This window comes from Rhodococcus sp. WB9, from assembly GCF_007558985.1.
GTDB classification, from domain to species: domain Bacteria; phylum Actinomycetota; class Actinomycetes; order Mycobacteriales; family Mycobacteriaceae; genus Rhodococcus_F; species Rhodococcus_F opacus.
The window spans coordinates 7,000,235-7,012,724 of the sequence record NZ_CP041769.1 but is presented as its reverse complement, the minus strand read 5'-3'; the positions used below and the strand labels follow the sequence as shown (position 1 = coordinate 7,012,724).

6 protein-coding genes and 1 pseudogene are annotated in these 12,490 nt (G+C 66.5%); 3 read left to right on the top strand and 4 right to left on the bottom strand.

The annotated features are described in order from the left end of the window. Positions 1 to 17 precede the first annotated feature (17 nt). On the top strand, positions 18 to 1,193 hold the full coding sequence (locus FND50_RS32670; protein ID WP_144288500.1) for a CaiB/BaiF CoA-transferase family protein: 1,176 nt from the start codon (positions 18 to 20) through the stop codon (positions 1,191 to 1,193). Between the two features lie 29 nt (positions 1,194 to 1,222). After that, on the top strand, positions 1,223 to 2,116 hold the full coding sequence (locus FND50_RS32665) for a CoA ester lyase (protein WP_144288499.1): 894 nt from the start codon (positions 1,223 to 1,225) through the stop codon (positions 2,114 to 2,116). Between the two features lie 605 nt (positions 2,117 to 2,721). Here the strand turns inward: FND50_RS32665 and FND50_RS32660 are convergent. Next, positions 2,722 to 6,036, bottom strand: a complete 3,315-nt coding sequence (locus tag FND50_RS32660) for a protein kinase domain-containing protein (RefSeq protein WP_144288498.1) — start codon at positions 6,034 to 6,036, stop codon at positions 2,722 to 2,724. 614 nt (positions 6,037 to 6,650) lie between these two features. On the opposite strand from FND50_RS32660, the pseudogene FND50_RS32655 reads away from it, so the two are divergent. Beyond that, positions 6,651 to 9,349 (top strand): annotated as a pseudogene (locus tag FND50_RS32655) (ATP-binding protein); the annotation flags it as partial. Positions 9,350 to 9,413: 64 nt separating this feature from the next. On the opposite strand, the gene FND50_RS32650 reads toward FND50_RS32655, so the two are convergent. The 3 genes from FND50_RS32650 to FND50_RS32640 all read right to left on the bottom strand — a co-directional run bounded on the left by FND50_RS32650 (position 9,414) and on the right by FND50_RS32640 (position 12,414). Next, entirely contained in the window at positions 9,414 to 10,826 is a 1,413-nt protein-coding gene (locus FND50_RS32650) for an MFS transporter (RefSeq protein ID WP_144288497.1), read from the bottom strand. Positions 10,827 to 10,946: 120 nt separating this feature from the next. Further along, on the bottom strand, positions 10,947 to 11,240 hold the full coding sequence (locus FND50_RS32645; RefSeq protein WP_144288496.1) for a WhiB family transcriptional regulator: 294 nt from the start codon (positions 11,238 to 11,240) through the stop codon (positions 10,947 to 10,949). 4 nt (positions 11,241 to 11,244) lie between these two features. Continuing rightward, positions 11,245 to 12,414 (bottom strand): acyl-CoA dehydrogenase family protein, encoded by a 1,170-nt coding sequence (locus FND50_RS32640; RefSeq protein ID WP_144288495.1) that lies wholly within the window; start codon positions 12,412 to 12,414, stop codon positions 11,245 to 11,247. Positions 12,415 to 12,490: the final 76 nt, after the last annotated feature.

Sequence of the window (12,490 nt, the reverse complement as noted above, 5' to 3'; positions counted from 1 at the left end):
GAAGGACAGTGGACGATATGCAACACAAGCCGCTCGAAGGTATCCGGGTCATGGAGCTCGGCGGATACATTTCATTACCCTTCGGTACATCGCTTCTGTGCGCACTCGGTGCCGAAGTGGTCAAGATCGAACGGCCGATTGTAGGAGACGACTTCCGGCGCCGGCAGAATGACGAAAGTCCATACTTTCGCCAGTACAACGCCGGCAAACGTAGTCTGTCGGTCGATCTGAAGTCGGACGAGGGCGTCGCACTGGTGAAGGCGCTGGTTCCTCGATTCGACGTTGTGCTCGAGAATATGCGCCCGGGCAAGGTCGCAGCGATGGGGCTCGGGCCGGAGGAGTGCCAGGTCCTACGTCCCGACATCGTGTACGGCTCCGTGACCGGATTCGGATCCAGTGGCCCCCTGGCGGCGCGCCCCGCCTACGACACGATCGGCCACGCTTTCGGCGGCCTGTATTCACTGTTCAGTGACGAGGGGCATCCGCAGCTGGCCGGTGGGCTGAGCGCCGACCTCATCACCGGACTGACCACCGCTGCCGGAGTCCTCGCCGCGCTCGTCGGACGCCTGAAGACCGGCCATCCGCAGCGGATGGAAACCTCCATCATGGAGGCCGTCAGCACGCTCACCATCGACGGCATCACACAAGCCTTCGAGCTCGGTCACGACCCCACCCGCAGGAGCCGCCACCCTCAGGCCCAGAACTTCTGTGCGCCGACGTCAACGGGCGAGTACCTGGCGGTGCACATGTCGTCGTCGCAGAAGTTCTGGCATTCGCTGTGCCGGGCGCTGGACCGCATGGACCTGGCCGAAGACCCTCGGTTCGCCGAGTACCGGGCACGCGAATCGAACTACTTCGAGCTGGTGCCCATCGTCGAGACGGAATTCGCATCCAAACCGAAAGCGCATTGGGAGCGGGTACTGACGGAAGAGGACGTTCCATTCGCCCCCGTGCTCTCGATGACCGACTATGTGGAGCACGAACAGGTGCAGCATCTGAATCTCATCGACCGACAGCCCGATGGCCTGGCGCTCGTCCGTCCGCCGTGGACCTTCGACGGAGAGAGGCCCGAGCGGAGCGGCCATGCTCCCAAGGTCGGCTCCGACACCCGCGTCCTGGCACTCGAAGTGATCGACGACGAACAGCTCGAGAAGCTGCTCGCAGTCGGTGTGCTCTACGCCGACGAATCTTAATTTCCGACAACGTAATCCAGGAGTTTCTCATGAAGCCGTACCGTTCCATGCTGTTCGTACCCGGCCACAAGTCGGCCTGGGCCGACAAGGGCCTCGCTTCCGGCGCCGACGCTCTGATTCTCGACCTCGAGGACTCGGTGCCCGCCGCCGACAAGGACGAAGCCCGCCAAACTGTTGCCGCGACCATCGACAGGTTGCACGCCGAGGGTGTTCGCGCCGACGTGTGGGTGCGGCCCAATGCATTCGTGACCGGGATCCAGGGCAGTGACCTCGAGGCGGTGATCCGGCCGGGGCTGACCGGTCTGTTCCTTCCCAAGGTGTTCGACGCCGAGGAACTTGTGCGGATCGACGCCGTGGTGTCGCACATCGAGGCCCGGGAGGGGCTCGAGGCGGGCAGCGTGGGCCTCATCGTGAGCTACGAGACGGCGGTAGCCATGGCGCATTGCGAGGAGATCGCGGCGGCCAGCCCCCGCATCTCGAGCCTCCTGGGCGCCACCGGCCCGAACGCCGATGTCGGCCGCGAACTCGGATTCGAGTTCACACCGGCAGGTCTGGAGACGCTCTACCTGCGCAGCCGTCTGGTGCTTGCTGCCCGGGCGGCCGGATTGCATCATCCTGTGGCCGGTGTGTGGCAGGACATCAAGGATCTTGACGGTGCCCGGCAGTTCTTCTTGGACAACAAGCAACTCGGCTATCGCGGCATGGTGTGCATCCACCCCTCGCACGTCGCCATCGCCAACGACGTCTTCACACCGCCGCAAGATCAGGTCGATTTCTACCGCCGCATGATCGAGGCCTTCGAGACCGCCGAGGCTGCGGGAAGCGCCGCTGTCGACTTCGAAGGACAGCACATCGACATCGCACACGTGAAGACCGCTGAGGGCGTCATTGCCCAGGCCGAAGCTCTTTCCGCGAACGTATAGACCACACCGGGGTGTCCTGTCTCGTTGGATATGAGGCATGATCAGCGCGCTGAGGGCCGCTGAGCTGCAATGCCTGCCGATGCTCCCACCGCGGTCACCCCGCCACCCCTGTCGGGCTGACACGGGTGGCGCAATTCCTGCCCCCGATGCCGGCCCGTTCGACGGGCACTGCCCGTGGCGGGCGAGCCCATTCGAGGACGGATCACCATCATGCGGTCGTAAACTCAATATCCTCCCGGCGAGCACCGAGACCCACACCGGGTGGAAACCGCCGCGGGCGGCCGGTGCGCCCGACGGTCGGGCACCGGTGGTGTCGGGCGGGGATGCGCTGGGCGCCCCTGGCGGTCGCCTCTAGGGGTGGACGCCGGTGTGCGGGAGGGGTCGCTCTTCGGTGTCGTGTTCTACCTGTTGCTGGGTGCACCGTACGCCGATCGGCTCGTGATCGTGCTGCGCGGGTCCGGGCCTCGCTGCCCGACACCGGGTATCGGGTCTCCCGCGTGGACGCGGTCGGCCTGGCAACGGCGATCGACCCCACCCACGCCGCGACATGGACCGACGACGGGGCGGTAGCCCCAAATTCTGCGCGCGGGTCGACCTACACCGGGTCAGGCGCGCTCGTCCTGTGCGTGCTCGGCGACCCAGGCCGCGATCTGGGCTCGTGAGGTGAATCCGAGTTTGGTGAGGATGTGTTCCACGTGGCCCTGCGCGGTGCGTTGGGAGATCACGAGCCGGGTGGCGATGGCCTTGTTGGTGAGGCCCTGGGCGATGAGGTCGGCGACCTGCCGCTCACGTTTGGTCAGGCTCGGCGTGTGACCAGCGGGCGGTGCTACGGCCGGGGGGTGCTCGCCGAGGGCGTAGGCGACGGCCTCCTCGAACCCCAGGGCGGCACCCTCCCGGCGGGCGCTCTCGAAGGCTCGCTCACCGAGTGCCCGGCGGGCCAGCCGCTCGCAGTCCTCATGGTGTGCGAGCATGTTGTGGAACAGCACCGGGGTGCTGCCGAGGGATCGGCCCAGCGCCTCGGCGGCGCCGAGCAGGACGGCGGCGCGGTGTGCGCTGTTCTCGGCGCCGGCGGTCCATGCCAGGGCCTCCAGGGTCACGGCGGCGGCGAGCGGTTCGTCCACCAGCCGTGTCAGCCGCAGGCACTGTTCCAGTAACCGAACTGCTCGGCCGCGATCACCCTGTCGGAAGACCGCCACCCCCAGAGCCCACAGCGAGTACGACCGAAACACCGATTCCCCGTTGGCTTCGGTGATGGCCAGCACCTGCTGATGGCAGGTGATGGCCCGGGGAGCATCTCCCCGCAATTCGTACGCCACCCCGAGCATCATCAGAATCCACACCCGCTCCGACAGGTCGCCGCGGGCGCCGAACACCGTGAGGGCTTCCTCCAGGCGGGTGCAGGCGTGGGGAATATCGCCGCTATAGAGGGCCAGAAGTCCGTCGGCGTGGGCGACGCGCGCGTGAACCAGGGGGTCGGCAAACTGTTCGGCGAGGGCCCGCGCCTCCTCGACCCGCGCGGTTCCCGACGCGATCTCGCCCTGCAGTTCGGCCAGGACACTGTCGGCGTACAGTGCTTCGACTCGTGCCGCGGTCGGCTGCCCGGGCCGGTGGGCCAGGGCGCGTTCGAACCAGTGCCGTCCCTCGCTGAGCAGGCCGCGGGAGAGCCAGAACTGGAACAGGGCGACGGCGATCCGCAGCCCCGCGGTCGTGTCATCGCCGGGTTCGGACAGACAGAATTCCATCGCCTCGCGCAGGTTCGGTTGCTCCCGCTCGAGGCGCGCGATCCACTCCCGCTGCCGAGGACTGATCCACTGGGCCTGCGCCTGTGACACCAACTGCTGGTACCAGTCCCGATGCCGCCGACGCAGCACCGGGTGCTCGCCGGACTGCTCGGACTTTTCCCGGCCGTAGTCGCGCAGCGTCTCGAGCATCCGGAACCGCACCACCGGGCCGGCGTCCTCCCGGATCAGGATCGACTTGTCGACCAGCGAGGTCACTACATCAAGCACATCGTCCGGGGCCACGCCGTCGCCGCAGACGTCCTCTGCCGCGTCCAGTTCGACACTGCCGGCGAACACCGACAGCCGGGCCCACAGCTGCTGCTCGGCCGGGGTGCACAGGTCGTGGCTCCAGTCGATGGACAGCCGCAGCGTCTGTTGCCGGGTCGGCGCACCTCTGCTGCCGCGGGTGAGCAGCTCGTACCGGTGGGTCAGCCGCTGCAGGATCTGCTCGGGCGACATCGCCCGCAGCCGCGCCGCCGCCAACTCGATCGGCAGGGGAAGGCCGTCGAGCTGCCGGCAGATCCGGGCCACCGCGCCCCGGTTGTCCTCGGTGAGCTCGAATCCCGGCACGGCGGCGGCGGCCCGCTGCGCGAACAATCTCACCGCGTCGTACCGGGGCAGCCCCGCAAGTGACGGCTCGCGGTCCGGGTCGGGGACCGTCATCGGCGGCACCCGCAGTACCGCCTCCCCGCCGATGCCCAGGGGTTCGCGGCTGGTGGTCAGGATCCGCAGCTCCGGGCAGCTGCGCAGCAGCATCTCCACCAGTGCGGCAACCGCATCGACGACCTGCTCACAGTTGTCCAGCACGAGCAGCAGGTGCCGGGGGCCGAGGAACTCCGCAACCACGTCGTCGAGTGCTCGCGCGGACCGATCCCGTATCCCGAGGGCGGCGGCCACCATGTCCACCACCAACGATCCATCCTGCAACTCTCCCAGCTCGACCCACCGCACCCCGTCGCCGAACCCCTGCCGCGTGTCCGCGGCCACCCGCAGCGCCAGGCGCGTCTTCCCGACACCCCCGATCCCGGTCAACGTCACCAGACGCGAGACCGACAGCAGGTTCTGCGCCTCGGTCAGCTCCCGGCGCCGACCGACGAAACTGGTGAGCTCGAGCGGCAGCTGTCCGGCCGAACTCCCGACCGCGGGCAGCGCCGACGGCGCAGGCCGAGCCGGAGCGGTCCCCGCGGGCTGCGGGTGTACCCGCGTCGACTCCGGATCGGACGGTGCCGCTCCGGGTTCGGTGTGCAGGGCCATCTCGTCGACCGGGAGGCCATGAGCGAGTTGGATCCGGCGCAGTTCGTTACCGAACGCGGCGGCGGTGGCCGGACGCTGGCGCGGATCGGCGGCCATGGCCCGTTCGATGACCCCGGACACATCCTCGGGGATGCCCTGCTCGCGCAGGTCCGGGACCGGCTGGGTGGTGATCCGCAGGAACTGCGCGACCACGTGCTCACCGCTGTGGCGTTCGAACGCGGCGTGCCCGGTGACGGCGCAGAACAAGGTGGCGCCGAGACCGTAGATGTCCGAGGCGGTACTCGGCGGCTTGCCGCTCAGAACGTCGGGGGCGGTGAAGGCCGGTGACCCGGTGACGGTGCCGGTGCCGGTCTCGAAGCCGCCGGCGACGTGGGCGATCCCGAAGTCGGTCAGCGCCGGCTCCCCGTAATCGGTGAGCAGAATATTCCCGGGTTTGACGTCCCGGTGCAGGATGCCGAGACGGTGCGCGGTCTCGAGCGCGCCGGCCATCTTCACCCCGAGCCGGAGCGCTTCCTCCAACGGCAGCGGGCCGCGGCGGCGGATCCGCGCGTCAAGGGAGTCCTGCGGGTGGTATTGCATCACGATGTAGGGGCGGGCGCTGTCGGTGGTCCCGACGTGCAGGGCGCTCACGATATTCGGGTGGCCGGTCAGGCGGCCCATCGCCCGCTGTTCCCGGAAGAATCGTGCCCGGTTGTCCTCGTCCAGGTCGGCGGTGAGGATCTTGACCGCGACGGTGCGGTCCAGGGCGGGCTGGGTGCAGCGGTAGACGACACCGAAGCCGCCGCGCCCGATTTCGTGAGCGTCGTCGAATCCGGCCGTGCTGAGCTCCGCCGTGACCGCCGGGGCCACGTCACGCTGGGTCTCGAGAGGATCACCTGCGGCCATCGGAGTGTCCAATCGTCTGCGTCGCACCGAGGATTGTGGGCAGAGCACTGTGCTGGCAAGAACCGTGTGGATGCATCCATTCACCTCGGAACGACGTGCCCCCAGGATATCGCTGTCGGTGCCTGGCTGACCTTTCGCGCTGCTGTCGGCGCAGACCCGTCGGTTGATCGTGATCGCTGGTGTCGACGCAGGGACGACATGATGGACGAAGTTGAGCCATGCAGGCGACGTGAGGTGCGCGATGGACGCGGGGGCGACGGTTACTCGATCGATGGCGGTGGATCCACAGTCGTTACGACCGCGCTCTCGCCGGCGCCTCGATCGGTAACTGGCCCAGCCGTTCGGGCCAGCCGCAGCAAGGTGGAACGGCTGGTGTGCACTCCCAGCGTTGACGCGTTCTGGTCGACATGAGCACCCATCGGCCCGTCGATGTCCTGACGGACCGACGAGCCGGAACCGTGACCGGATGGCTGAAAAGCACCCGGGAACAGCCAACGTCGGGGAACTTCGTGCAGTTATTCCCTGACAAAAATGCGTCGCAAATGCGTCCACAGTCCACTGCACAACCTGGGAAAACTCCTGCTGATCGTGTAGCCGACTTCTGAAACTGACAGCCGGCCTACACCGCGCCGGAAGTGCTCGAAGGAGACGCACCGAGCCCAGCCGCCGACGTCTACAGCCTCGGCGCCACCCTCTTCAGCCTCCTGACCGGTCACGCTGCGTTCGAACGCCACAGCGGTGAGCAGGTGGTCGCGCAGTTCCTTCGGATCACCACCCAGCCGGTGCCCGACCTGCGCGAGCACGGAATCCCCGACGACGTGTCCGCGCTGATCGCCCGCGCGATGTCCCGGACGCCCGGTCAGCGCCCCGCCGGAGCCGCCGAGTTCGGAGAGGAACTACGAGAGCTCCAACGGAACCACGGAATCCCGGTCGACGAGATGGCCCTGCGCGCGGACCCCCGCGCACATCCGAAGGACCGGCGAGCCGGACCGGGTGATCCACATCGTCCGTCAGGTGCCACCCCGACCGGGAAACTTCCGCTGGAATTGTCCAGTTTCGTCGGCCGCCGACACGAGCTGACCGAAACGAAAAATCTGCTGGCCAGGACCCGGCTGGTCACCTTAACGGGGATCGGGGGTGTCGGCAAGACGCGGTTGGCCCTGCGGGCTGCCACGTGTGTGCAACGCGAGTACGACGACGGTGCATGGCTGGTCGAGCTGAGTGAACTGCACGACGAGACCTTGCTGGTCGACGCGGTGGCCAGCGCCCCGAGGGTCCAGCAGCACTCTGCGCGACCGTTGCGTGAGGTTCTGGTGACATACCTGACGACCCGCCAGCTCCTGCTTGTTCTCGATAACTGTGAACACCTAGTGGACGCCGCCGCGGAGCTGTCCGATGCCCTGCTGCGGGCATGTCCGCGGCTACGGGTGCTGGCCACCAGCCGTGAACCACTCGGTAGCGGCGGGGAGGCGGTGCTGCGGGTTCCGCCCTGGGCGTTCCCGATCCCGAGCGGCCGATCTCGCTACAGGGGTTGCCTCAATACGATGCGGTGACACTGTTCACCGAACGCGCCTCCGCCGCCGTGCCCGGGTTCGCCGTCACCGACGACAACGCGGCGGCGGTGGCCGGGATCTGCCACCGACTCGACGGATTGCCGCTGCCGATCGAGTTGGCCGCGGCCCGGCTGCGGGCGATGTCGCCCGAGCAAATCCTTGGGCGGTTGACAGACCGTTACACCCTCCTTACTCGCGGCAGCCGGGGTGCGCCGACGCGGCAACAGACCCTGCAGTGGTGTATCGACTGGAGCTACGAGTTGTGCACCGCCCCCGAACAGCGGTTATGGGAACGACTCTCGGTATTCGCGGGCAGCTTCGAACTCGATGCGGCGGAACAGGTCTGCGGGGTGGAACCGTCATCAGAAAACCTGTCGGACACGGTGATGTCCCTGGTGGACAAGTCGATCCTGATACGCGAGGACGCCGGTTCGGCGGTGCGGTTCCGGATACTCGAGACCCTCCGCGACTACGGCTACTCGAAACTCACCCGGACCGGCGAGGTCCAACTACTGAGGCGGCGGCACCGGGACTGGTATGAGGCGTTGGCCGGGGACGCGGAGGCGACGTGGATCAGCGCACGCCAGCTCGAGTGGATCGCCCGCCTGAAGCGGGAACAGTCGAACATCCGGGAAGCTCTCGAATTCAGCGTCGAGGACGACCCCGGTGCGGGGCTGCGCACCGCAGCGGCGCTCTTCGTGTTCTGGACCTCCCAAGGTCTCTACAGTGAGGGACGCCGCTGGCTGGACCGCCTCTTGGCCAGACACAGCCACTCTCCGAGCGTCGAAAGGATCAAGGCGCTCTACTGTGCGAGCGTAATGGCAGAAGCACAGGGCGATCTCCAGACGGCCGCCGACCTCGTCGAGCAGGGACGAACGCTCTCTGCGCAGACCAGCGATCCCACGATGAACGCCTTCGCGGCCTTCGCTGACGGGATGTCCGCCCTCTTCAGCGGTGATCCCAAGCGCGCATACCCTCACCTCGAAACCGCACTCGCAGAGTTCAGCGAACGCGGGGATCGAACGCACCAAGTCGGGGTTCTCTATCCCTTGGGGATGGCCTACGAATTGTGTGGAATGACACACCAGGCAATCGAATGCCATCAGCGGGTGTTGGCGTTGACCGACGAACACGGCGAGGAAATGTATCGGGCGCATTCGCTCTGGGCCCTGGGCATTGTTGTGTGGCAACAAGGGGAGACAGATCGTTCGGTGCACCTCGTCGAGGAGTCTTTGAAACTGGCCCGGCACGTGCACAGCCCCCGCGTCGCCACGGCATGCCTGGAGGCGTTGGCTTGGATCGCCTGCGACGTGCACGACGCACCACGAGCTGCAACTCTGATGGGAGCCGCGGCAGCGTTGGCGCGATCAATAGGAAGCGCACCTGTCGTACATTCCAAGCTGGTTGTACACCACCGGAACTGTGAACAGAAGATTCATCAGGACCTTGGGGACAAAGCCTTCCGAGCGGCCCATCGCAAGGGTGAACACCTCGACTTCGACGCGGCAACCACCTTTGCCCTCCACGAACAACCGCCGAGCACTGCCAGTCGTGTCAGCGGCACATCGGTCCGACTGACCAAGCGGGAATTCCAAGTCGCCGATCTGATCGCCGAAGGCCTGACCAATCAGGCAATCGCTACCCGCCTGGTGATCTCACCTCGTACGGCGCAAGGCCATGTCGAACACATCCTGGCGAAACTGGGATTCACCTCCCGCGCGCAGGTCGCGGCATGGGTCGTGGAACAAAGTCATGATTGAAATGGCATATGGCGCACTGCCGCCGTCATCAGGACGGGAGTGCTCTCCGGAGCGCTGATGTCGCTCACACGGTGTCGACAGCAACGGAGAGCCTCTCCCGCGGTGCTGTCACGCGGTGGGTGACAAGCGCGACGGACACCGCCGCACAGCCCAACGCGCCGAGGGCGAGGGCGGTGCTGATGCCGGTCGGGGTGGGATGCAGGTCCCGAGCGAGATGCGCGGCGAGCACGGCACCGGAGACGGCGCTGCCAAGAGACCCGCCGACGGTGCGGAGCACCTGGTTGAAGCTGACAGCACTGCCGAGTTCGGTGGCTGCGACGGTGCGTGCGATCAGGGCGGGCATGGCGGCGTACGTCATGCCAATCCCGGCCCCGAATCCGAACATGCCGACGAGGATCTCCCAGAGTGCGTCGTGCGCACACCACAACAGCACGGACGAAGTGGTCACGAGGCCAGAATCGAGAAGCAGAAGTGTCCGCATGCGACAGCGGTGCGCCAGAACCCGGACTAACTGGTTCGCCCCGACACTGGCCACCGAAAGGGGCAGCATCACGAATCCGGTCCAGAACAGGGGGCGTGCGATGCCGTAACCGGTGGTGTCGGGAGATTGAGCGATGAGACTGGCAACGGAGAGGCAGATGTACATGGCGGCGCCGAGGCCGGCAGCGGTGCCGTTGGCGACCAGCACATCCCTGTCGCGTAGTACGCGCAAGTTGATCAATGGATGGTTGATCCGCAGTTCGAGGAGTGCCCACGCAGCCAGGAGAATAATGGCGCCGACGGAGAATCCGACGGTCCACGGGGACGTCCATCCCCACCGCCCGCCCTCGCCGACCGTGACGAGCAGGCACGCCAACCCTGCTCCGACCAGCAGCGCTCCCCAGATGTCGAAGGGAACCGACAGAGCGTGCTCGTCGGGTCCGCCGGGGACGATGCGCCACACCACGGCGCCGGCGAGGAGGGTGAACAGGGCGGCGAACCAGAAGGCGAAGCGGAAACCGAGAAGGTCGCCGAGGATCCCGGTCAACGGGTACCCGACCCCGAGGCCGTTCGCGACGGTCACCGACAGGCTCGAGATGCCATACCGCATTTTGTCGTCGGTCAGGTACCGGCGCGCCAGGGCGATCGTCACCGGGACGATCCCGTAGGTCAATCCCTGCAACGCACGTCCGACCAGGAACACGATGAAATTGGGGGCCGCCGCGGCGACAATCGACCCGACGACCACGGTTGCCAGTGCCCCGAGCAACAGTCGCTTCTTATGGGGCCCATCGCTGAGCCGGCCCATGATCGGCGTCGCGATCGCCCCGACCAGAAGATTGACAGTGAGCATCCATTGCGCGGTGCTCACCTCGATGTCCATCTCGCCCGCGATCGTCGGAACCAGCAGCATCCCCAGTGAACTGACGATGGCACTGGTGAGCGCGGCGCTGATCAGCGCCGGTAGTAACCGCGAGCACGTGGCGGTTTCAGGCATCGAACACACCCTCAACGGGTGTCCCCAGGACCGGAACGGGGTCGGTGTGCGCGAGTAGGCATCGACGAAGACGGATGCGTCGCTCGCCCTGCGACGTCCACAGATTCCGAGTTGCCAGAGTCACTCGTGTACGCACTGGGTCGGTTGTCTGTCCCATCGACTCCACTTACGCGCAGCCCGCAATTCCCTCGGATTGAGGCCGCCCCAGATGCCGTGCTGCTCCCCGAAATGGATTGCGCACTCTCGGCATTCAGTGATCACCGGGCATTGTCGGCAGATCGTCTTCGCGACCTGCTCCTGCCGCCGTTGCGAATGGTGATAGTCATCGCCCGAATAGAAGACCGCGATGTCCATCCCGCGGCAACGGGCGTGGAGCCGCCAGTCCTCCCGACCGACCGGTGTTGCGACGGTCATCGGATCAGAGTGCTTTCTTGGCTTCGCGGACGAGGCCGCCGCCGATGATCAGGCGCTGGATCTCGCTGGTGCCCTCGTACAGACGCAGCAGGCGCACCTCGCGATAGATCCGTTCCACCGGAACGTCTCGCATGTACCCGCTGCCGCCGTGGACCTGCACCGCGAGGTCGGCAACCTTGCCGGCCATCTCCGTGCAGTACAGCTTCGCCACGGACGGGGCGATCCGCCGGTCCTCACCACTGACGTACTTCTGCGCCGCGTCCCGCACCAGCGCGCGGCCCGCGGATACGCCCACCTGCTGATCGGCGAGCATGGCCTGCACCAGCTGAAAGTCACCGATCGGGGTGCCCCCCTGCTTCGTGACCGCCGCAAAGGCGACGGACTCGTCGAGCGCCCGCTGAGCACTACCGACGGCAAGGGCCGCGATGTGCACCCGGCCCCGGGCGAGGGACGTCATGGCGGCCCGGTAGCCGGCCTCCTCGCTGCCGCCGACCAGAGCGGATTCGGGGACGGTGACGTCGTCGAACGCCACCTCCGAGGTCCAGGCACCCTCCTGACCCATCTTCTTGTCCTTCGGCCCGACCACGACACCGGCGGTGTCGGCCGGAACGAGGAACACCGCGATTCCGGTGCCGGTCTCGTCGGCGGGACGGGTGCGCGCGAACACGACGAACAGATCAGCCAACGGCGCGTTGGTGATGAACCGCTTGGTGCCGTTGATCGTCCACGTGCCGTCTTTCAGAACGGCGCGGGTGGTCAGGCCCGCCGGGTTCGACCCGGCCTCCGGCTCGGTCAACGCGAACGACGCGACCACCTCACCCGATGCGATGCGCTCGAGCCATTCCGACTTCTGTTCGTCCGTACCGAAATTCACCAGCACCTGGCCGGCAATCCCGTTGTTGGTACCGAACATCGACCGCAACGCCAGGCTCGTGTACCCGAACTCCATGGCCAATTCCACGTCCTGCGTGAGGTCGAGACCGAGCCCACCCCACCGCTGCGGAATGGCGTACCCGAACAGACCCATCTCCGCCGCAGTGCGGCGAATGTCGTCCGGAATCAGATCCTTTTCCGCGATTTCGTTTTCTCGAAGTATGACTTTCTTCTGAATAAAGTCCCGGGTTTGCGCGAGAATGTCATTGAAGTCTTCGTCACTCACTTCACGTTCAATCATGGAATGAATATCCGGCAAGGACTGCGGGAGTGTCAAGAGTGGTCTAAAGCACAGGAAAACCCCAGCTACATAGGAT

Excerpts from the sequence above, each read along its gene's own strand:
- FND50_RS32665 (WP_144288499.1), top strand. The coding sequence starts at position 1,223 with ATGAAGCCGTACCGTTCCATGCTGTTCGTACCCGGCCACAAGTCGGCC.
- FND50_RS32650 (WP_144288497.1), bottom strand. The coding sequence starts at position 10,826 with ATGCCTGAAACCGCCACGTGCTCGCGGTTACTACCGGCGCTGATCAGC.
- FND50_RS32660 (WP_144288498.1), bottom strand. The coding sequence starts at position 6,036 with ATGGCCGCAGGTGATCCTCTCGAGACCCAGCGTGACGTGGCCCCGGCG.
- FND50_RS32670 (WP_144288500.1), top strand. The coding sequence starts at position 18 with ATGCAACACAAGCCGCTCGAAGGTATCCGGGTCATGGAGCTCGGCGGA.
- FND50_RS32645 (WP_144288496.1), bottom strand. The coding sequence starts at position 11,240 with ATGACCGTCGCAACACCGGTCGGTCGGGAGGACTGGCGGCTCCACGCC.
- FND50_RS32640 (WP_144288495.1), bottom strand. The coding sequence starts at position 12,414 with ATGATTGAACGTGAAGTGAGTGACGAAGACTTCAATGACATTCTCGCG.